The organism is Mesobacillus maritimus, from assembly GCF_044803185.1.
Classification (GTDB): Bacteria; Bacillota; Bacilli; order Bacillales; family Cytobacillaceae; genus Mesobacillus_B; species Mesobacillus_B maritimus_B.
The window spans coordinates 1,088,127-1,108,916 of record NZ_CP085225.1 but is presented as its reverse complement, the minus strand read 5'-3'; the positions used below and the strand labels follow the sequence as shown (position 1 = coordinate 1,108,916).

The window sequence follows — 20,790 nt, the reverse complement described above, 5'->3', positions numbered from 1 at the left end:
TGGAGGGGTACTAAACGCTTTCAATTCTAGACCTTAGCTGGAAAAAAAGCAACCCTTTAAGACTAAATATTGAACAAAATATGAATATTTTTTTATTTTTTAGTTTTATTAATTCAAAACGACAGCCCTTACCACTTTTAAGCATAAAATCCTTGATTTTACAATGATTGCCCGCGTACATAAAAAATCTGATGCTTCTTCTCTCTTATCCTAAAATAATATAATTTGTATATTTATGCCAAATCATCAACAAAAAAATCCATCTGTCGGCCTAAGCAGACAGATGGATTTTCCAATTATATTCTGTTTCAGACAAGATGCCTTTGTAGGTGTCAAACCTTGTACCATAATGAAAAATAATGTTCCTTAAGCCCCCTCATTATCTCGGTTCGATAATCAGTTTTATAGCGGTACGTTCCTCTCCATCTATCAGGATATCGGTAAATGCTGGGATGCAAATCAGATCAACTCCGCTAGGCGCTACAAATCCTCTTGCGATAGCTACTGCCTTCACGGCCTGATTCAATGCACCCGCACCGATTGCCTGGATTTCTGCATTTCCTCTTTCACGCAGAACCCCTGCAAGCGCACCAGCTACAGAATTAGGGTTAGATTTTGCTGAAACTTTTAATATTTCCATTCCTAGCTCCTCCTTATTTAATCCCCCAAAACCTGAATGCCCTATAATTCACTACTTTAGGGTAAGTTGTTCCACTGCTACTATATTCGGGAAGTTCCAAGTATATAACCGAGCTGTTAAAAAAAGGAGGAGCTGTTTCTTTTTTTAGCTAAGCTCTTTTCTCAAACTCTGTTGCTTTCAGAGCTTAAAAAGAAATTTACAGCTATGTTTCATTGAAAGATAGCTTTAGTTTATGAGAAAAGAGCTTGAAAACTTAATTTTCAACGCACAAAAAAGCTTTTTCTGCGTTAAAATCGGCTTTAAGTAGTAAAAATCGACTTTAAGATTTTTACAATTTTAACAACAATCTTTACGAAAACAGCCTTTAGCTAAAATGTGGCTGATCATCATTGATTCGTATTCGTTGAATCTTTGAAGCACGCCCTGTTTTCTTATCTACATCGATTACGACGCCAGATAATTGTGTTCGTCCACTAGTGCTGACCTCGAAACGAACCGGTAATGAGGTTAAAAACCTTTTTATAACTGCATCCCTGTCCACCCCTAGAATCCCATCATAAGGACCTGTCATTCCTGCATCTGTTAAATAGGCAGTCCCTCCCGGTAGAATTCGCTCATCTGCGGTTTGAACGTGAGTATGGGTTCCAACTACTGCAGTTACCCGTCCATCGAGATACCACCCCATCGCCTGTTTTTCACTGGTTACTTCGGCATGGAAGTCCACAAATATGATGGATGTACGCTTCCTTGCTTCAGCAATTAACTCGTCGGCCTTTTTAAAAGGGCAGTCAATGGCTGGTAAAAAGGTTCTTCCCTGAAGATTAATAACAGCGACCTCGTCTTGATTCACTTTTAAATAAACAATTCCTGTCCCAGGAACTTCACTAGGAAAATTAGCTGGTCGTACAAGATACTTAGCCTTATCAATAAAATCAAAGATTTCCTTTTTGTCCCATGCGTGATTTCCTAGGGTAACAACTTGTGCCCCCATCTCTAAAAACTGACGATAAATTTTTTCGTTAATCCCTTTTCCGCTTGCTGCATTTTCACCATTTATAATGGTAATCGTCGGACGATATTTTTCCTTAAGTTTCGGGAGATATTCCTTTATCATATCCCGACCTGGTGATCCGACAACATCGCCGATAAATAATATTTTCATGGTTATTCCATTCCCAACATAATTTTTTTATCTAGTACAATTGTAGCACACTCATGATATTCCCTATTTTTATACTTTTTATCTATTCAACATAAAAAGCGGTGCATATGCACCGCTTTATTTTGCGTATTCAACCGCCCTTGTTTCTCGAATGACTGTAACCTTTATATGGCCAGGATAATCGAGTTCTTCCTCGATGTTTTTCCTAATGTCTCGAGCTAGGCGATGAGCTTGAAGATCATCAATTAAATCAGGTTTAACCATAATACGAATCTCACGACCAGCCTGAATCGCGAAGGATTTCTCAACACCTTCAAAGGATTCTGAGATTTCTTCTAATCGTTCCAAACGGCGGATATAGTTTTCTAGTGCCTCACTACGAGCGCCTGGTCTTGCAGCTGACAAGGCATCAGCAGCAGCAACTAGTACAGCGATGACAGAAGTTGGTTCTGAATCGCCATGGTGAGAAGCGATACTGTTAATGACAACACGGTGTTCCTTATACTTCGTTGCCAGTTCAACACCAATTTCTACATGACTACCTTCTACTTCATGGTCAATCGCCTTGCCAATATCATGCAGAAGCCCTGCACGCCTTGCTAAGGTTTCGTCCTCCCCTAATTCAGCTGCTAGCAACCCTGAAAGCTGTGCAACCTCCATAGAGTGTTTGAGAACATTTTGACCGTAGCTTGTACGATACTTTAATCGCCCAAGTATCTTTATTAAATCTGGGTGAAGACCATGTACACCCACTTCAAACGTCGTCTGTTCTCCGACTTCACGAATATGTTCATCGACTTCACGACGCGCTTTTTCGACCATTTCCTCAATTCTTGCAGGGTGAATCCTGCCATCCTGAACAAGTTTATCAAGTGCTAATCGTGCCGTTTCTCGGCGAATCGGGTCAAACCCGGAAAGAATGACTGCTTCTGGCGTATCATCGATAATTAAATCGATTCCTGTCAGCGTCTCTAATGTCCGGATATTCCGTCCTTCACGTCCAATGATGCGACCTTTCATTTCATCATTTGGAAGATTCACAACGGAAACCGTTGTTTCAGCAACATGGTCTGCAGCGCAACGCTGAATGGCTAGGGATAATAATTCCTTCGCCTTCTTGTCGGACTCTTCCTTCGCTCTGTTTTCACTTTCTTTAATCATGACTGCAATGTCATGAGCTAACTCCTGCTCAGTACGTTCTAAAATGATGGATTTTGCCTCATCACGCGTTAAGCTCGAGATTCGTTCTAACTCGGCTTGTTGCACACGCACCATTTCGTCCACTTTGCTTTGCATCTGTTCAATATGCTGTTGTCTTTGGGTCAGAGAGTCGTCTTTCTTCTCCAAAAGAATTTCCCGTTTATTTAACGATTCGTCCTTCCGGTCAAGATTCTCCTCCTTTTGCAGTAAACGATTTTCTTGTTTTTGCAGTTCATTTCGTCGCTCGCGCACTTCACGTTCTGCTTCTGTGCGTAGCTTATGAATGTCATCCTTTGCTTCAAGCAGGGCTTCCTTCTTTAATGCTTCCGCATCCCGCTTCGCATCTTCAAGAATCTGTTCTGCCGCATTCCTGGCTCCTGCTATTTTTGCCTCTGCAACGGATTTTCGATAAAAATAGCCAACAACTGCACCGACGAGTAGGCCAAGCAAAATGGAGATGATTGGTAATATAAATTCCATCATTTCACCTCCTCTTGCTATGAACTTTTTTGTTACGTTTTTTAAAGTGTCGGCATGTATATTGTTTTATTACATCAACATACAGCACAAAGGCTTTTAAACGTTTTATTACTAGGAAAAGTAAAATTATACATGTTTAATTGTATGTTTTCCCATTTTTATTGTCAAGGGGTTGTCAGTCTTGGTGTTGTAGTTTCCTACCAATTTTAAACAAACCTTCAATATGCAAGAAAAAGCAAAGCCGAATCAGCTTTGCTTTTTTCCTCAATTAGAAATTATGAAAGCTCTAATTCTTCCTGATCTTCATCGGATTCGACTAGAGGCTTATCTCCATCAAGACCATAGTGATCACGAATTTTTTGTTGAATTTCAAGGCGAACAGACGGATTTTCCTTCAAGAACTGTTTCGCATTCTCGCGTCCCTGACCTACCCGCTCATTATTATAAGAATACCAAGAGCCACTCTTTTGAACGATATCAAGTTCAGAACCGATATCAAGGATTTCTCCCTCTCTAGAGATTCCCTCTCCGTACATAATATCCACTTCCGCTACACGGAAAGGAGGCGCAACCTTGTTTTTAACTACTTTAATTTTTGTTTTGTTACCTACAATATCATTGCCTTGCTTTAAGGATTCAGCACGGCGCACTTCAAGACGAACACTGGAATAGAATTTAAGCGCACGTCCCCCTGGAGTTGTCTCTGGATTTCCAAACATAACACCAATCTTTTCACGAATCTGGTTGATGAAAATCGCAATTGTATTGGATTTGTTGATAGCACCTGACAGCTTACGAAGAGCCTGGGACATCATTCTTGCTTGAAGTCCCATATGAGAGTCTCCCATTTCACCTTCGATTTCAGCTTTTGGAACTAGAGCAGCAACAGAGTCAATAACAATGATATCAACCGCACCGCTTCGTACAAGTGCCTCTGCAATTTCTAGTGCTTGTTCCCCAGTATCTGGCTGAGAAAGCAATAATTCATCAATGTTAACACCTAACTTTTGAGCGTAAACAGGGTCTAGTGCGTGCTCTGCATCAATAAATGCAGCCTGACCACCTGCTGCTTGTACTTCTGCAATTGCATGAAGTGATACAGTTGTTTTACCAGAACTTTCAGGTCCATAAATTTCAATTACACGTCCGCGTGGATAACCACCTATTCCTAAAGCTACATCCAACGTAATCGAACCACTCGGACTAGTAGATACTCTACGATCCGATTGTTCTCCTAACTTCATAACTGAGCCTTTACCAAATTGCTTTTCTATTTGTTTTAATGCCATATCTAAGGCAGCTTGACGATCACTCACTCAATTTCCTCCCTTTGCAAAAACGTTCTAGTCTTCAGACGGAACGTCCATTTCTTATTCGAAAAACTACTAACGATTACTACTCATACTATACCTTTTTTTCAGCTGTTTGTCGAGCAAAAAATCGAACATCCATTCGTTATTTTTGACTGGTAAGTTTCGCTAAAAAAGTGATTATGAGAGCATTTTCACTCGAGTAGCACTTAATATGACGAGTAGAAATGTCTTTTCTATGTTTCATTGACAAAAAGTTTTTTAGATGAATCAAGTGGGAGGAAAGGTCGCACTTTTATATATTCCATAACCACAAAAAAAGACCTCGTTCCTTTTACTAGAACGAGGACTTCACAGCCTACTCTTTTAAACTATTAATCAGCAGTCGGCAACCATGCTTGACCGCCCTCACTCGGTTTATCTCCCTAGTGCCAGCTAGCTGTAGTTTTTCAGTAATCGTTGCTTTTCCTTTTACGTGAATAGCTACAAAAACAGTCCCAGCAGGATGGCCTTCAAGCTCATCTGGACCTGCAACGCCTGTAAAGCTAATCCCCGCATCTGCTCCCAAAAGTTTAGAAACATTCTCTGCTAGTTCCTTCGCACAAGCAGCACTAACTGCGCCATCTTGGGAAATCGTTTCTTTACGGACCTTCACAATCTCGACTTTGGCCTCATTTGTATAACAAACGATGCCCCCTTTAAATACACTGCTTGCGCCTGACAAACTCGTAAGCTGTTCTTGGAATAGCCCACCTGTTAGGCTCTCAGCAGCCGCTATGGTCAAACCTTTCGTTTTTAAAAGCTTAAAGACTTCATTTATTAATGAAGTTTCATCATACCCATAAAAATACTCCCCAACACGGGCCAATATTTTTTCTTCTAGCTCATCAATAAGCTTTGCCGCTGTCTTTTCAGAAGCGTGACTCGCTGTAAGCCGAATGGTTACTTCTGATTCTGAGGCGAGCGGAGCAATGGTAGGATTGCTCTGGCTCTCAATGAGATCCTCTAGCTTTGTTTCTAGTGCCGCTTCTCCTATCCCAAAGAAACGCAAGACTCTTGAAACTATCTTTGCTTGTTCTCCCATCTTTGCTGTTATCGCTGGAATACCATATTTCGTGAACATCGGTTCCATTTCACTTGGCGGACCCGGCAATAGCATATAATGGTGATTCTCCTTGGTAAAGAGCATTCCCGGTGCCATGCCATGGTCATTTTGCAACACTTCTGCTCCCTTAAGAACAAGAGCTTGTTTCCGATTGTTCTCGGTCATCGTTCGATTTGTTTTATTAAAGTAGCCTTCGATTGATTTCATTGCCACTTCATCTATCGCAAGCTCTACACCTAACTGTCGAGCAATCGTTTCCTTCGTGAGGTCATCCTTTGTTGGTCCGAGACCCCCGGTTAGTATAATTATATCAGAGCGTCCCTTGGCCACCTCTAACACTTTTTCAAGTCTGACAGGGTTGTCACCTACTACAGTATGAAAATAAACATTCACACCAACACTAGCTAACTGTGCGGATAGAAATCTAGCGTTTGTGTTGTTAATTTGTCCGAGCAGTAGCTCTGAGCCGACTGCAATGATTTCAGCATTCATTTACTTCCTCCATCCTAGTTGTGAATCAATCATTAACTTAGACCATATCTGCCTAAAATACCCCTATTCACGACAACCTATTTCGAATTCATAAACACTGCTTTATTTTTAATAAAATAATCCAAGCCAGACCAGATGGTAAAAATCATCGCTACCCATAGAGCGATATCATCAAAAGGAACTGAAATCACTTCAAAGATGATGTTATGTAACAGTAAGGCAGATATCGCAACAATCTGAGCCCATGTCTTGATCTTTCCAAGCATATTAGCCGCGACTACTTCTCCACCCTCCGCTAGAATAGCCCGTAAACCTGTAACCGCAAATTCTCTAAAGATGATGATAATGACAATCCAAGAAGGAGCAAGTTGAAGCTCTACTAATACAATTAAGGCAGAAGCAATCAATAATTTATCCGCAAGTGGGTCTAGAAACTTCCCAAGATTTGTTACAAGGTTGTATTTACGGGCATAATACCCATCCACCCAATCCGTTGCCGATGCAAAGATAAAAATTAATGCCCCGATTAAATGCGTAACCGGCATCACAGCCCCTAAGAAGGATACTTCTCCCCAGTCGAAGGGAGCAAGCATCACCACTAGAAAGATGGGTATAAGGAAAATACGCGATATGGTGATTTTATTAGGTATATTCATTGGTTTTTCCTCCACAAACAAAAATATAAAACTGTCTTTCATAAAGCCATAGATAATGCCCTTTTAAATATTTAGTCAAAGAGAAAAAATAGCCACCTTGCGATGACTATTATTCGCTTTTCGTATAACGAATTGTAATGTTTTGTGGTTTCTTGAGCTCACTCTCGGTAAATGAGTATTCTAGCTTTTCACCATTAATGTAAATCTCTGTGGCTGGTACATAGCCAATGCGAATAACGGCCTCTGTTTCATTTGTAAGATCAACGGTCTCACTATCTTCCTTCTGCAGAGTTTTCTCAAAGAAGGATTTTCCAGCACCGTTTTTAACACTTACCCAAGTAGATCCTGTTGAAACAACCTTCAGTTCAAAGGCCTCGGCATTTTTCAAGTCATAGACAGTAGAACTTCCGTTGTTCTCAACAACAGCTATCTCTTGAACAGGCTCCTCTGGTTCCTCTACTGGCTCTTCCACTTCATCCTCTGTTTCATCAATCGTTGCGTCAGGGTTTTCACCTTCGTCGTCTCCAGCAGAGTCATTGGTGTTCCCTTCCTCCACTTTGGGCTCCTCAATATTCACCGGATTATTTCCTTCACTCTCTAAGTCGTTTGTGTCATCTCCAGCACTTTGAACCATCCAATACCAAACAAGCACAATCGCCCCAATAACGAATACACCGATTAATAATTTTGGTAGCAAGTCTAAAACCTTTGATGAACTAGGTGACATACTTTTCCGTGATTGAACACGAGAGAGTTGCTCTGGTAAATCGTCGTTGTATGTAGTCGGTATATCCTCTTTATATTGCTCGAAAATCTCGTCCGGATCCAACCCTAAAGCTTCTGCATATTGCTTGATAAAGGCTCGAACATAGAATTTCCCTGGCATCATTGCGTAATTGCCTTCTTCAATGCCTAAAAGGTAGCGTTTCTGAATCTTTGTTATATCTTGGAGCTCATTAAGCCCTAGACCTTTTGCTTCTCTTTCTTGCTTTAAGCGTTCTCCTAATTCTGTCACGATAACACCTTCCAATACATTTAAAAATCGAATCCTCCGAAATCTGAATCAGTAAACAAATGGTTTTGTTGGACCATATCATAGGTTATTTCTTCATCCTGATTATTACGAAGCTCGATAATATAATCAAAGTCGTTCATTGTGTATTCTGTGTTTTGAACAAAAATATCAGGGTGCTCCACTACCTTTACTGCCGGCATGCGCATTATTTCCCTGACAAGCTGCCAATGTCGTTCATTTGCTCTTCTAGTTGAAACTATTCCATCTAGTATAAAAAGGTTGTCAGCATTGTATTCATCCTCAATTAACTGATTCCGAATCGTTTGCTTAAGGAGAGTAGAGGAAACAAATAACCACCTTTTATTTGCACACACGCTCGCCGCAACCACCGATTCCGTTTTCCCTACCCTCGGCATCCCTCTAATGCCAATGAGTTTATGGCCTTCTTGCTTAAACAATTCTGCCATAAAATCAACAAGGAGTCCAAGCTCACTACGAACAAACCGAAAAGTTTTTTTATCATCCGCATCCCTTTCTATGTATCGTCCATGACGAACAGCCATCCGGTCACGAAGTTTCGGTTCCCGTAGCTTGATTACTCTTATAGTGTCCATTGTATTTAAAATTGACTCGAGTCTTACGATTTGTTCATCATTTTTAGCTAAAATTAAAAGTCCGCGTCTTCCTTGATCAATCCCATTAATGGTCACGATATTTATGGCAAGCATCCCGAGTAATGAAGAGATGTCTCCTAGCAAACCAGGACGGTTAATTGTGATTTCATATTCTAAATACCATTCTTTCTTCTCCATCAAAACCCTCCAAAAGTTCATATAGGTTTTCCTGTTTCGTCTTTTATAAAGGCTCTTTTCTAAAACTTTGTTGTTTTTCAATACAAAATAGGATGGATGAAGCTTCTTTTCACTGCAAAATTGGTTTTTATTATAGAAAAGAGCTTGCAAACTTACTATAACGTAAAAAATCCCTTACCTTACGTTAAAATCGGCTTTATGATTTTAACAACAATCTTTACGAAAACAGCCTTTATAAAACTTTAAAAAGACGTAAATGCCTCGCTTCTTTTCAGAGACAAGTTTTGACAAGTAACTTCTTCTATAATAAATGATTTTGAACGAAGATGAAAGAAAAAGGAGTGAACGATAAAGAGTTAAAACTAGTTTAAAACATATGGTATAAAAAAAGGGTAGAAACCTTACCTACGCGCTCCAACCGGAATATAAAAAAGGCTGTTTTCGTAAGGATTGTTGTTAAAATTGTAAAAATCTTAAAGCCGATTTTTACTACCTAAAGCCGATTTTAACGCAAGATAATCTATTTTCTACGTTATAGTAAGTTTGCACACTCTTTTCATAATCAAAAAGCTACTTGCAGTGAAACAAGCTTAACCCATCCTATTTTGTGTCCAAAAGCAACAAAGTTGAGAAAAGAGCCTATAAAAAAGAGAGGCCTAAGCCCCTCTCTACTTGATTAAACGTTAGTTATCCGTTGTTTTGAACAAGCTTAACCATTAAATTCGCAATTGCATGCTGTTCTTTTTCATCTGCAACAGACCAAAGATCAGCAAGTACTCGCTCTTGCTCGTTTTTCGGGTCAACATTTTTGGCTAGATAATCCCCAACTTGATAAGCTACATCGGAGATTACATTATTGTTCATGCCTTCGCTTTGCGCTTGATCCAAACGGCTACCTAAGAAATCTTTCCATTGTCCCCAGTTATCTAATACAGACATATTTTGAACCTCCTTTTAAAGTGTTCATGGATATTTTGCTTTAGAAGCCTTGAAAATATTCATCAACTAAAAGGATTTTTAAATATACCAGCCCCCATTTATCGCTAGAACATGTCCTGTAATATAGCTGGATTCTTCAGAAAGTAAAAAATCAACTCCATTGGCGATATCTCCAGGTGTACCCAATCTGGATAATGGAATCTCCTCCCTAACAGCTGAAAGCTCATCAGGAGAAAAGCCCGAAAGCATTGGCGTCTCAACTGCCCCTGGTGCAACTGCATTGACTCTAATACCTGAAGGAGCTAGTTCTTTGCTTAATGCTTTTGCAAAGGAAATTTGTGCACCTTTAACGGTAGAGTAGGCTACCTCGAATGCCGCGCCTGTCTGTCCCCAGATGGACGAAACCACGATAATGGCTCCTTCCTTTTTGGCTATTAGCTTAGGGACTAATGCTTTAGTTAATAACAGTGGCGTCGTGACAGAAACTTGGAGGAGCTTAGCTGTATCCTCCTCAGCTAACTCTTGAAGAAGCCCATATAAGGAGTGACCAGCGTTATGGACGATTCCGTCCAAAGAGAATACCTGTGATGCAAGCTGCTGATATCCATTCGGCAGGGATAAATCCGCCATAATTGGAATGTACTCACCATCAAAGGCTTCTAAATTATGTATTAAATTTTGAATAGCTTCTTGATTTTGATTGTAGTGTAGATATAACGAATATCCCCTGTTGGCAAGCTTTAAGGCGATTGCCTGACCAATTGCCCCACTAGCTCCTGTAATTAAGATAAACTTTTTCATCTTTCTCTCCTAATGAAGGGAGCACCGACCAGCCGGTGCTCCCTTCCTTACCATTATTTTGGTACCACTTGGCATACGGTGAAACGCTTTTCATCTATAAGGTCTGAGGCTGCATTCTTTATGTCGTCAACAGTGATGCTTTCTAATACGGGCACAACTTCAAACAAATCCATATCATTAAATGCATATCGTGTAAATTGGTTCGCGATGTATTCAGGTGAATTTATTGCTCGTAAAAATGCTCCAATTTTTTTCTTTCTCGCCCTAATTAAATTATCATCATTAAAAATAGTGCCCACCTTTGCATCATTCAAGATTTCTGTAATTCTGTTTGCCAGCTTTTCAGGGTCCTTTGTATCCCCTCCGGCCATCGCAAAACCAAATCCCTGCTCCTGGCTAAAATCGTAGGAAAAGGAGTCATCAATGAGTCCTTCATTGTACAGCTCAGTATATCCCACTGAGCTTTTGCCAAATAAAATGTCGAGCATGATGTTGATGGAAAGCTCTTTTTTCAACATTTCCTGGCCCTGTAGCGTGGAAGAAGGCGCCTTTATTCCAACGATACATTTAGGCGTTTGAACATTCATTTTCAACACTTGCTTTTTCTCGGCTACTTCCTCGATTTCTGATTCAAAGATTCTTTCTATTTCAGGCTGAGCACTATAGTCTCTCTTAGCCTGATTTTCCTTGATTTGCTTCATGATTTGTGTTGGTTCCACGGCACCGACAACAAAAAGCAACATATTACTCGGGTGATAGAACGTGTTATAGCACTCATAAAGCATATCCTTGGTAATATGTGAGATGGACTCCTTCGTTCCGGCAATATCGATTTTAACCGGATGCTTTTGAAACATATTCTCAATTACACCATAATACAGGCGCCAATCAGGATTATCATCATACATCGTAATTTCCTGGCCAATAATCCCCTTTTCTTTCTCGACAGTCTTCTCTGTAAAATAAGGTTCTTGGACGAAATCCATTAATGTCTCAAGATTTTTCTCGACGTGGGAAGTACTAGAAAATAGGTAAGCTGTTCTTGTAAAGGAAGTAAACGCATTCGCAGACGCACCTTGGCGACTGAATTGCTGAAACACGTCACCATCTTCCTTCTCAAAAAGCTTATGTTCCAAGAAATGGGCTATTCCATCAGGCACTTTTGTAAATTCATCTTTTCCAAACGACTTAAAATGGTTATCAATCGACCCATATTTTGTCGTAAAAGTAGCATATGTTTTATTAAATCCCTTTTTCGGAAGGATATAAACATCCAAGCCATTTTCTAGCTTCTCGTAATAAAGCTCTTCCTTTAACTGTTCAAATGCAATTTTCTCCATTATTCCGCCGCCTCCATTCCGGTTAAAAAGTAAATGGTATCAAGGTTTACCTTGTTAGCAACGGCGATGACTTCATCCTTTGTCGTCTCTTGCATACCTTTTAACCAATCATCAAGGGAAACTTCCACTTTGGAAACTACAGTGTGATATAGAAGTTCAACCATTCCTCTAGCTGTATCGAGGGTTTCAAGCAATTGATTTTCAATCACTGCCTTCGTTTGGTCTATTTCCTCATCTGTAAAATCACCTGATTTCATGGCTTCCATCTGTTCCTTAATAATCTTAACGGCAAGGTCGAAGTTTTCAAATTCTACCCCTGACATCACCATCATCAAGCCTTTATGGCTCTCAAGTCGGCTAGCAACATAATAAGCTAGACTATTTTTCTCCCTTACATTTAAGAAAAGTTTTGAATGAGAAAAGCCTCCATAAATCCCATTAAAAAGTTGAAGGGCATAATATTCACGATCACCGTACCTTATATTTGTGCGGTAGCCAATATTTAGTTTGCCTTGTTTTACATCCTGTTTCTCTTTAATCGTCTTCTCTTCCCGATTTGCACCATTAAGAGAATTGCTTTCTTTTGGAGTACGGTCTGCAAATTCAAACAAGCTAGAGGCGGTGGTCGCCACCTGTTCTGGAGATACATCGCCTATGACATAAAGGTCTAATTCATCTTCAGCAAATGCCTTTTGGTAATACTCGTAAAGGGTAGTGGCTGTAATTTTATCCACATCCTCTAACTCTCCATTAACCGGGAGTGCATAGGGTTCACCAGCACACATTTCTTGTATGAGTCTAAAGCTTGAATACCTCATCTTATCGTCATAGACGGATTGAATGCGTTGCTTTAACGTTCGTTTTTCCTTATCCACTGTGTCGCTGTCAAAAGCACCATTGTCTGCAAGTGGATTTCGTATCATTTCAGACAATAATTCTAACGCCTTTGATAAAAGTGGTGTGGAATCACTAAGAAACTTTTCATTCGCCACTTCAATCGATAGGGAAATAATTTGATATTCACCTTTTTTTGAGACATCCACAAACATATTCGCACCATAGAGGTCATCCAAGTAAGACCTTAACTTGGCCGTTGTCGGGAATCCTGCTGTGCTGCTTTGCAATACATGTGGAAGAAGGGCACGCTGTGTAACGGTATCTTTGGATAGAGGTGCTTTCATTTTCCACACAATGGTATTGGTTTTGAACTTTTCAGTCTGTACGACGTGGAGCTTATAGCCTTGCATTTCCTTTATCGTTTCTGAAATCACTCCCATGAGGGTCCTCCTTTTTGTTTCCAGGCATACATCATCCTACTTTGTTTCCTAGAACATTCTTAACAATCATTATTACATCTTATGTATTCCACATGTAGGTTATATTTTTATCTTTTCCTATTGCCAATTCTCTATTCTTACTATACCTTCCTATTTTCTATTTTTACAAGCAATGGGACTTCTTGCCTTCAAAGAAGATTTAATTTTAATAGAATAAAAAAAGCTTCTCTTATTATGGGAAGCTTCAAGTCAAACTGGTAATGGTTTCCTTGTTCAAAATGCTTGAATTTTGATAACAAATCGTAGATTTACCTGCATATACAATTGCTTGGTTCCTTCCAGAAGCTTTTGCTTTGTATAAAAGCTGATCTACAGAGACTACGAGCCGATCAATAGAATCAAATTGGCTACTAGTTGCACCACCAAAACTCATCGTTATTCTCAACCTGTCCTCAGTAAAGGATTTCTCTTTAAGTCCAGTGTAAAGGTCGGACATAAAAGCCTCTATATGCGTGGGTGAAGATTCAGATAGTAAGAAAGCAAATTCCTCACCACCATAGCGAAAGGCCACTCCTTTGTATTCATTAGCCAATTCATGAAAGATATGGCCGATTTCCTTTAAAACCAAATCCCCTGCCATATGTCCATAGGTGTCATTCACATATTTAAAATGGTCGATATCACCGAGGATTAACGTAAAAGATTTTGAACCTGAAGCCAACAACCGAATTTGTTCTTGAAAGGAACGGTGATTAAATAATCCTGTTAAATAATCGGTAATCATGAGTTCCTTGAATATTTCCTTTTGCTTCATGTGAAGGCGCTCTCTTAAGACAATCATCGAACCAAAAAGTCCTACAATCCATACAAAAAAGCTATTCATGATAAAAACAAATATAGTCTCGAATGTCCATGTCTCACCAATTAGCAACAAAGCGGAGTACCCCACCGTAACGCCGATAGAGGAAAAAACGGCTCCCTTAGTTCTCCAATAGATGGTCGCATGCATGATAATTAAAAAAGCAACAGGGAATATCGGACTAAGGACTTCTCCTGTTAGTGCTAGGAGCCAAAAGAAAGCAATAAAGTCGAAGAGGATTCCACCCTTTGTAAGAATGGTAAAATATTTTTCTTTTTTTGAAAATCGAGTCAGTGCAAACTGAGCCAAGGAAATATAGGCGATTGATAATCCAAATAGTAATGGAAAACTTGTACTGTCATATTGGAGACGTTCAGATAAAGGAGGAAAGTAAAACATGATGAAGGCAACAATCGCAACAATCCATCTAAGATAGGAAAAAAGCTTCTCCGTTTCTGAATCGTCCATGTATAAAGAAAATTTCATTTTCATGACCTCTTGTCATTGTTATTGTTATTTTCCATGTATATTCATTTTACCATCGGCAACCGCTTTCCTGACGAACAAATAAGGAAGAAAAACAAAACTCTCGGACATATTTGTCCGAGAGTTTAAAAAACTTCCTTCCCAATTATCGTTTACCTGAGTCAAAGGTTTCTCCAGCAGCCTTAGGCGCTTGTGAGGATTTAGAGAATACAACCAACGCAATCAAGGTTACAATATATGGAAAAATCTTCAGTAAGATAGGTGGGAAAATGGCCAGCTCAGGTATTACCTGGGAAACATTGGCGATTGTACTAGCAAAGCCAAAGAAGAATGTCGCTGCTAATATGCCTAGTGGTCTCCATTGTCCAAAAATCAAGGACGCGAGTGCCAAGAATCCAAGTCCTGATACAGAACCGGTAAATTCACCAGCGTATGTGACGATAATTAATGCTCCGCCAAGTCCAGAAAAAGCACCGGATATCAAAACTCCACTATAACGGACTCTTCTAACGTTAACACCCGCAGCTTCTGCAGCTTGTGGATATTCCCCGCAAGACCTTAAGCGAAGTCCAAATTTTGTTTTATAAAGTACAAATCCACTGATGACAAGTACGATTAAAATAAACCATGTTGTAGGATATGTCTTGGTAAAAAGTAAGTCACCAATGATTGGAATTGAAGATAAGACGGGAATATCCGTAGGTGAGAATCCACTTGTGATTCTAATATTTCCACTCCCCGTGATATTTCTCGCTAAGAACACCGTTAATGCTGTTGCGATTAAGTTAATGGCCGTCCCACTGATAATCTGATTGGCACTTAAGTTGATGCTTGCAAATGCGTGCAATAAAGAAAACAATACACCTGCTACCATCGCCATAATCAATCCAGTCCACAACACTAAAGTTTGATTGGCCCAGACTCCTTGTAGATAATAAATCGTCAGCGACCCTGCAAATGCGCCAAAGATCATTAAGCCTTCAAGTCCAATGTTAACGATACCGCTTCGTTCACTAAACAGACCACCTAATGCCGTAATGAGAAGAGGAATGGTAAATACAATTGCATAGGGAAATATTTGCTCAATGATTGTCCACATCTTATGACTCCCCCTTCTTAACATCAGGGACAACTATTTCCTCATCTTTTGAAGATGACTTCCAAAACTTGCGTAGGAAACGTTCAATTAAGATACTCGTTGCCGCAAAATAAATGATAATAGCAATAATGGTATTCGCTAGTTCCGGAGGAATCTCGGTCATTGCATTCATAAATCCAGTACCTGAGTATAATATTCCGAAAAGAATAGCCGCAAAGAATACGCCTATAGGTGTGTTTGCACCAAGCAAAGCGACAGCGATTCCGTCATACCCTTGAGTTGGCAAAATTCCAATCTGGATACTTGAGGCATTTCCAGTGTACATGGCAACTCCACCAATCCCTGCCAACGCACCAGAAATAAGCATGGAGAGAATAATATTTCGATTCACTCGCATCCCAGCATATTCTGCAGCATGTCTATTAAAGCCAACCGCTTTCAATTCAAACCCAAGCGTGGTTTTATTGATTATGAAGGCAACAATGATGGTCGCAATGACAGCTAGAAAAAGTCCAAGGTTAATATAAGACCCGTCAAACATTTCAGATAAAAATGGGGTTCTTAACGTAGCTACCTCAGGGAGTTTTCTAGATTCAGTCTCCAAAAAGTCTCCTTTAAAATATCCAGGGACAACATAATAAACAGTCCAGTAGGCAATCCAGTTCATCATGATGGTCGATACAACCTCATGAACATTAAACTTGGCCTTGAGTAGCCCTGGGACAAAAGCCCATAGAGCACCACCTAAAATACCTGCTAGAACCATGAGCAGAAGCAAAACAGGTCTTGAAAAGTCATATGTTAAACCAACTGCAGAGGCGAGAAGTCCGCCAATTAGCATTTGTCCTGACGCTCCGATGTTAAACAATCCTGTACGGAAGGCAAAGGCTACAGAAAGTCCTGTGAAAATCAAAGGCGTTGCAGTTGCTAATGTATTTCCAATCCGTTCAATATTTTTAAGGGCTCCTTGGAATAGATAGGAGTAACCTTCGATTGGATTGCTACCAATACCAAGCATCAAGATTCCGCCGGCTATTAACCCAAGTATAATGGCTATTAATGATACGATGGTGTTTCTCATACATTTCTCTCCTTGCCTACACCTGCCATCATGAGTCCAACTTCATTCTCATTTGTCTCTGAAGCTTTCACTTCACCAACAAGTTCTCCGTTGTTCACAATGGCAATTCGGTCTGATAGTTGCAATACCTCATCCAACTCTAAAGAAATAAGCAGGACAGCCTTGCCTTTATCACGATGCTCAATTAGTCTTTTATGAATATACTCAATCGAGCCTACATCTAATCCACGTGTTGGTTGGACTGCGATCAGGAGATCTGGATCAAGCTCCAGCTCCCGGCCAATGATGGCCTTTTGTTGGTTTCCTCCAGACAATGTTCTAGCTATAGAAGCAGCTCCTTCACCTGAACGAACATCAAAATTCTGAAGGATATTTTTGGCATACTTTCGAATGGATGGAACATTTAATAGCCCATATTTAGAAAAAGGCTGTTTATTATAAACCTCTAATACCATATTGGATTCCAAAGTATAATCTAGAACTAAACCACGTTTTTGACGATCTTCAGGAATGTGCCCTATCCCCTTTTGGATTCTGTGACGAATTGGGATATTGGTAATTTCCTCACCATTCAAATAAACCTTGCCCGATTCCACTTTACGAAGTCCTGTAATCGCTTCTACAAGTTCGGTCTGACCATTCCCATCTACTCCCGCAACACCGAGAATTTCTCCCTTTCTGACTTCAAGGGATATCCCTTTAACACCAAGCACTTTTCGATTGTTTTTTACAGATAAATCATCTATTTTAAGTACAACATCTGTCGGTGTACTTTCTTTCTTCTCCACTTTAAAAGAAACATGACGGCCTACCATCATTTCTGCAAGGCTTGCTTCGCTAGCCTCGGCCACATTAACTGTCCCAACGGACTTACCACGACGGATAACTGTGCAGCGATCTGCAACAGCTTTAATTTCCTTCAATTTATGAGTAATTATAATAATTGATTTTCCCTCTTTAATCAGGTTACGCATAATTTTCATTAACTCTTGAATTTCGACCGGCGTCAATACAGCAGTCGGCTCATCGAAAATCAGGACCTCTGCTTCACGATAGAGCATTTTCATAATTTCCACTCTTTGCTGCATTCCCACCGAAATATCCTCAATTTTCGCGTGCGGATCAACATTTAGACCATAGTGCTTTGATAATTCAGCAATTTTATTCGCTGCAGAATCAATGTCAAGAACGATTCCCTTTAAGGGCTCGCTTCCCAAAATAATGTTTTCAGTTACAGTAAAATTATCTACAAGTTTGAAATGCTGGTGAACCATACCGATTCCTAACCGATTTGCGACATTTGGATTAGAAATCCGAACTTCCTTCCCATCAACCTTGATCATGCCCTTTTCAGGTTGATACATTCCAAATAATACACCCATTAGCGTAGATTTACCTGCTCCATTCTCTCCTAATAGTGCATGTATTTCCCCTTTTTTCAATGACAGGGTAATATTATCATTTGCTACGATACCTGGAAATTCTTTCCTGATATTCAACATCTCAACAACATAACTCATAGTAGCACTCACCTTTTATATAGACTCAAGTATTCCCTTTATACAGAGGTAGTCCCTTATCACGATAAGTGACGAGGATATTGAAGAAGCAAATATCTCTTTAAAAACACTGTGCTTTCGAAGAGACATATCTAACATGAGTCTTTTCGCACAATGCAGACAAAAGAGACGGAAAGACACCCGTCTCTTATGTGAAATGTTACTTCAATAAGTCCCCTTGTTCACCAGAAACACTGATCTCTTCGGACTTAATTTTTTCGTACACATCGCTAACTGCATTTACTGTTTCTTCGCTTAAGTTAGGGTTTTCCTCAGGTAGACCAATCCCATCATTTTTCGCATCAAAAGTTAAAGTCTCGCCACCAGGGAATTCTCCGTCCAACTCTTGCTTAATTACATCGAATGCAACTTGGTCAAGTTTTTTCATAGCAGAAGTTAGGATAATAGATTTTTCGCCTTCATAAATACCGTCAGCATATTGGTCAACGTCTACACCAACGATCCATACTTCTTCTCCGCCTTTAGCACGAGTTTTCGCTTCATTAATTGCGCCAACTCCTACTCCACCAGCCGCAGTAAAGATTACCTTTACTCCACGGTCATACATTTGAGCTGCAATCTGTCCACCAGCAGCTGCATTATCGAAAGAACCTTGGTAAATTACGTTTTCAGCTTTAATTGATACATTTGTATCTAGGTTTTCATTGGCATATGTTAGACCTTGTTGGAAGCCCCAGTTGAATTTTTGTACAGCTGGAATCTCCATTCCACCGATGAAGCCTGCTTCGCCCTCTTTAATCTCGAGTGCAGTCGCAACCCCCGCAAGAAAACCAGACTCATGTTCTGCAAAGAAAACGGATACTGTGTTGTCTTTTACAGCTGGCTCAAAGTCACCAGAATGAGGATATCCGTCAATAATTACAAATTTAGCATCTTCATATTTATCTTGTGCTTGGAAAACAGCCGTCTCGAATTTGAAACCTGGTGCAAGGATAAATTTATAATCTGCATCATATAGGTTTCCAATTTCCTTTAAATATTCCGCTTCAGTTGTTCCAGCTGGCTTAAGGTATTTAGTTGTTACTCCAAGCTCGTCTTCAGCCTTAAGAATTCCTTCCCACGTACCTTGGTTAAATGATTTATCATCAATTGTACCTGCATCCGTAACCATACCTACTCTTAAATCCGCTTTTTCAGCTTCATTCCCACCATTATTTGCGCTTTGGTCATCGTTCCCACCACATGCCGCCAACATGGTACCCGTTGCTAATAGCAAGGACAATAGTAAACCAGATTTGCGTTTTTTCAAGGTTCGTACCCCCTAAGGATTTGTTAGATTTAGTAGAAATGGAAAATTACAACAAGCTACCGCTTTCAGTTAAGAGAAAAATTTAAATTCTCTTCCTAAAAACATGGAAGCTAAACTTATCAGCCTTAAAATAGTTGACCGAGTAAAGAATTGGAGTATCCATTTCATCAAAATGCATTTGTTTTAAAACAAGCAAGGCCGTTTCAGGTTCACATTCAAGTATCGGTGAAACTTTCTCATGAAAACCGATAGGTTCAATCTGTGCTACCGCATAAGCAATTTTCCTGTCGGACCCTTCTTCTAGCATCTGAAAAATAGACTCCTTTTCATACGAAAAAGACTCCGGAAATATTTGTGAAGGAAATTTATCAATACAATAGACAACGGGTTCACCATCTGCGGTTCTTACCCTTTCAATGACATGAATTTCCTCTTCCGGAGAACATTTAAATCGACGAATATCTTCTTCAGTCGGACCTATTACAGTTGAATCTAAAAATACGGTTCCAGGTTTCATCCCTACCTGTTCAATCATATAAGTAACACTATTTAGCTGCTCGATCCCCGATGTGAACAGTGGTCTGGAATTGACAAATGTACCAACACCATGCCTACGGATAACGACATTTTCTTCTTCAAGAATGCGCAATGCTTCCCGTAGAGTTGCCCTGCTAACACCTAGTTGTTTCGCAAGATCAAATTCTGAAGGGAGTTTTTCTTTTTCTTTATAAACACCTTTTTGAATGTCTTGCTTTAGGCGATCAATGACTTGCAAATATAGGTGACGGTTATCTGACTTGATGGACATAGGGTTTCCTCCAACCGTATTTTTACAGACATCAGACATCTGATGTTTTACATTTCTACTAATCGAAATTACTATATCACTTTTTATTGGATAAATAAATAGAGTTTCAATTTTTTGTCGAAAAAAGTAGATAATATTTACTATTTGTTATTCTTCCTATACATGTGATCCAAATTTATAGGTATATTAGAGGGATAGAGTGTTTTATTTCTAACTAATTCAGATTAAAAAAAGTGCCTCAAAGATTTAGTATCTTGAGGCACTTTTTTATGGTTATGGAAATTATAAAAGTTTTAGGGTGTGGATCATTGTCTGCGTTATCTGCATCCAGCTCCAGCGCCCAGCGACTAGTGTACTTCGCCCACCGAGTAAAAATCGGCTTCTGGATTTTTACCTCCG

The 20,790-nt window shown here is 39.7% G+C and carries 18 protein-coding genes; all 18 read right to left on the bottom strand.

Annotated elements, in window-relative coordinates; genetic code table 11:
* Positions 1–379: 379 nt before the first annotated feature.
* Complete coding sequence (spoVS, locus tag LG336_RS05410; RefSeq protein ID WP_090742139.1) at positions 380–640, bottom strand: stage V sporulation protein SpoVS; 261 nt, start codon at positions 638–640, stop codon at positions 380–382.
* A 364-nt stretch (positions 641–1,004) separates the two neighbouring features.
* Positions 1,005–1,802 carry a TIGR00282 family metallophosphoesterase gene (locus LG336_RS05405; RefSeq protein ID WP_404331544.1) on the bottom strand — a complete coding sequence of 266 codons (798 nt, stop codon included), beginning with the start codon at positions 1,800–1,802 and terminating at the stop codon, positions 1,005–1,007.
* A 117-nt stretch (positions 1,803–1,919) separates the two neighbouring features.
* Entirely contained in the window at positions 1,920–3,485 is a 1,566-nt protein-coding gene (gene rny / locus LG336_RS05400) for a ribonuclease Y (RefSeq protein ID WP_404331543.1), read from the bottom strand.
* Between the two features lie 272 nt (positions 3,486–3,757).
* The gene (gene recA / locus LG336_RS05395; protein ID WP_404331542.1) at positions 3,758–4,798 is read right to left on the bottom strand and encodes a recombinase RecA; all 1,041 of its coding nucleotides are present in this window, start codon (positions 4,796–4,798) and stop codon (positions 3,758–3,760) included.
* 352 nt (positions 4,799–5,150) lie between these two features.
* Entirely contained in the window at positions 5,151–6,389 is a 1,239-nt protein-coding gene (locus LG336_RS05390) for a competence/damage-inducible protein A (protein ID WP_404331541.1), read from the bottom strand.
* 77 nt (positions 6,390–6,466) lie between these two features.
* Positions 6,467–7,045, bottom strand: a complete 579-nt coding sequence (gene pgsA, locus LG336_RS05385) for a CDP-diacylglycerol--glycerol-3-phosphate 3-phosphatidyltransferase (protein ID WP_404331540.1) — start codon at positions 7,043–7,045, stop codon at positions 6,467–6,469.
* A gap of 109 nt (positions 7,046–7,154) precedes the next feature.
* On the bottom strand, positions 7,155–8,060 hold the full coding sequence (locus LG336_RS05380; protein ID WP_404331539.1) for a helix-turn-helix domain-containing protein: 906 nt from the start codon (positions 8,058–8,060) through the stop codon (positions 7,155–7,157).
* Between the two features lie 20 nt (positions 8,061–8,080).
* Positions 8,081–8,872, bottom strand: a complete 792-nt coding sequence (locus LG336_RS05375) for a DUF3388 domain-containing protein (protein WP_404331537.1) — start codon at positions 8,870–8,872, stop codon at positions 8,081–8,083.
* Between the two features lie 687 nt (positions 8,873–9,559).
* Positions 9,560–9,811 carry a DUF3243 domain-containing protein gene (locus LG336_RS05370; RefSeq protein WP_404331536.1) on the bottom strand — a complete coding sequence of 84 codons (252 nt, stop codon included), beginning with the start codon at positions 9,809–9,811 and terminating at the stop codon, positions 9,560–9,562.
* A 78-nt stretch (positions 9,812–9,889) separates the two neighbouring features.
* Positions 9,890–10,612: an elongation factor P 5-aminopentanone reductase gene (gene ymfI / locus LG336_RS05365; RefSeq protein WP_404331535.1), complete on the bottom strand. Its 723-nt coding sequence runs from the start codon at positions 10,610–10,612 to the stop codon at positions 9,890–9,892.
* A 53-nt stretch (positions 10,613–10,665) separates the two neighbouring features.
* The gene (yfmH, locus tag LG336_RS05360) at positions 10,666–11,952 is read right to left on the bottom strand and encodes an EF-P 5-aminopentanol modification-associated protein YfmH (RefSeq protein WP_404331534.1); all 1,287 of its coding nucleotides are present in this window, start codon (positions 11,950–11,952) and stop codon (positions 10,666–10,668) included.
* Positions 11,952–13,229: an EF-P 5-aminopentanol modification-associated protein YfmF gene (yfmF, locus tag LG336_RS05355; protein ID WP_404331533.1), complete on the bottom strand. Its 1,278-nt coding sequence runs from the start codon at positions 13,227–13,229 to the stop codon at positions 11,952–11,954. The genes yfmH and yfmF overlap by 1 nt, the downstream gene beginning before the upstream one ends.
* Before the next feature lie 244 nt (positions 13,230–13,473).
* A complete protein-coding gene (locus LG336_RS05350) occupies positions 13,474–14,574 on the bottom strand; it encodes a GGDEF domain-containing protein (RefSeq protein ID WP_404331532.1) in 1,101 nt (366 codons plus the stop codon).
* 145 nt (positions 14,575–14,719) lie between these two features.
* Positions 14,720–15,673: an ABC transporter permease gene (locus tag LG336_RS05345; RefSeq protein WP_404331531.1), complete on the bottom strand. Its 954-nt coding sequence runs from the start codon at positions 15,671–15,673 to the stop codon at positions 14,720–14,722.
* 1 nt (position 15,674) lies between these two features.
* The gene (locus tag LG336_RS05340; protein WP_404331530.1) at positions 15,675–16,754 is read right to left on the bottom strand and encodes an ABC transporter permease; all 1,080 of its coding nucleotides are present in this window, start codon (positions 16,752–16,754) and stop codon (positions 15,675–15,677) included.
* A complete protein-coding gene (locus LG336_RS05335; protein ID WP_404331529.1) occupies positions 16,751–18,274 on the bottom strand; it encodes an ABC transporter ATP-binding protein in 1,524 nt (507 codons plus the stop codon). The genes LG336_RS05340 and LG336_RS05335 overlap by 4 nt, the downstream gene beginning before the upstream one ends.
* A 199-nt stretch (positions 18,275–18,473) precedes the next feature.
* On the bottom strand, positions 18,474–19,583 hold the full coding sequence (locus tag LG336_RS05330; RefSeq protein WP_404331528.1) for a BMP family protein: 1,110 nt from the start codon (positions 19,581–19,583) through the stop codon (positions 18,474–18,476).
* A gap of 82 nt (positions 19,584–19,665) precedes the next feature.
* Positions 19,666–20,391, bottom strand: coding sequence for a GntR family transcriptional regulator (locus LG336_RS05325; protein WP_404331527.1), 726 nt, complete (start codon positions 20,389–20,391; stop codon positions 19,666–19,668).
* Positions 20,392–20,790 lie beyond the last annotated feature (399 nt).